Below are 1,585 nucleotides of genomic sequence, written 5' to 3'. Positions count from 1 at the left end.
GCCCGCCCCGACCCCGACGGCACAACTCCCCTCTACGCCGCCTCGGTTCAGGACGCCGCCGACATCGTCCAGCTCCTCCTCGCCGCCGGCGCCCCGCCGAACGAGGAGAGCGGCCACGGCGACGAGGGCCTACCGCTGTGCGCCGCCGCCTCCTGGGGTCACGCCGACGTCGTCCGCGCACTCCTCGCCCACGGCGCCGACCCCCACCTCCGCGAAGACGCCGGCACCGGCCACAACGCCCTCACCTGGGCCGAAACCGGCCCCTGCGCCGACCCCGAGACCCTCGCCGCCCTCCGCGCCGCCTGAAATCTCCGAACCCGCCTCACTCCTTCTTCAACGACACCTTCGGCCGCCGCCGCTGGTGGAGTCTCTCCACCGCCGACGCCAGGGGCCCGAACGCGACCATCGCGCACAGCAGCGTCAGGACCGCGTCCACCACCGCGTACACCGCCCACCGGAACCACGCGCCGCTGCCGGGCGTGATGGCCGCCGGCGGGTCGTCGACCGATATCCGGCCCGAGGTGTCGCCGGGCACAAGCCGTGCCTCCCTGTCCCCGTCGGCGCTACAGCCACCCGGGATGGACACGGGGACGGGAACAAGGCCGTCCACTGGCAGGAAACTTCCCCGGCACCGGCGGTCGAGGAGGCCGTCGATCGTGTCGCCGGTGTCACGGCCACGCCCCACCGTCCCCGGCTCGCCGAAAGTCCCCTGCGCGGCCCGGTAGTAGTCGACGCTCTTGCTCGCCGTGGCCCAGAACATCTGGGCGAAGACGACGGTCCCGACGGCACACAGCGCCCACACCACACACATGCCCAGGAAGTCGCCGACCTTCTTCGTGCTCATGCCGCCCGACCCTAGACCGCCCCGCGCGCGGGCCCGGCGGCCGCCCAACTCCCGCTACCCTCACACCCCATGTGCGTCTCGATGGCCCCCGCCCGGTTCTCCGGCACCACCCTCTACGTCGGCCGACGCCACCACCCCACACACGGCCTCATCCACGTCCTCGGCTACCAGAACTCCGCCGCCAACCTTCACGACGGCCCCAACGCCATGCTGCTCCACCTGCCGTCCGCGCAGCCGGTGACACCCGACAACTTCATCTCCGCCGGCAAGAGCGACAAGATCCTCAGCCGCATGGTCGACGCCCTGCGCCCGGTCGCCCCGGCGGCCCCGGGTGGGATGGACTGGATGGGCGGTGCGCCCCGCAGCGCCGCCGTCCGCGTCTTCGACCACGACGTCTACACCGTCCTCCTCGCCGAGGACGCGACGCTGATCCCCGCCGCCATCTCGCGTGTCCCGCGCCGCAGACGCCCGCGACTCGACCCGGCCCTCATGGAGTTCTACGCCGCCCACTACCCCCACCACACCATCGCCGTCTGCTGCTTCGACAACGTCCAGGCCCGCCGCGCAAAGCCGCTTCTCCTCTGGTACCACCCGCTGGACGACCAACTCCTCACCGCGCCCGCCCTCGACTGCCACACCGGCGGCCCACCCGACCTCACCGCCGACGTCCCCGTCGACCACTGGGTCATCCTCGGCACCGACGAGGCCCCCGCCGACTGGGGAGTCCCCGTCACCTACCCC

The 1,585-nt window shown here is 72.7% G+C and carries 3 protein-coding genes; 2 read left to right on the top strand and 1 reads right to left on the bottom strand.

Annotation, left to right across the window (positions count from 1 at the left end; genetic code table 11):
• Positions 1-306: ankyrin repeat domain-containing protein (locus GL263_RS26200; protein WP_182858219.1), on the top strand; the 306-nt coding region annotated here is incomplete at its 5' end.
• A gap of 16 nt (positions 307-322) precedes the next feature.
• Here GL263_RS26200 and GL263_RS26195 read toward each other — a convergent pair.
• On the bottom strand, positions 323-844 hold the full coding sequence (locus GL263_RS26195) for a hypothetical protein (protein WP_182858218.1): 522 nt from the start codon (positions 842-844) through the stop codon (positions 323-325).
• 69 nt (positions 845-913) lie between these two features.
• Between GL263_RS26195 and GL263_RS26190 the strand changes: the two genes are divergently transcribed.
• Positions 914-1,585, top strand: a 672-nt coding sequence (locus tag GL263_RS26190) for a hypothetical protein (protein WP_182858217.1), incomplete at its 3' end; no start/stop codon positions are given.

The sequence above is a fragment of the Streptomyces durbertensis genome (genome assembly GCF_014156695.1).
In the GTDB taxonomy this organism is placed as follows: Bacteria; Actinomycetota; Actinomycetes; order Streptomycetales; family Streptomycetaceae; genus Streptomyces; species Streptomyces durbertensis.
The sequence above is the reverse complement of the archived record's forward strand: the minus strand, read 5'-3'. Positions and strand labels throughout refer to the sequence as shown.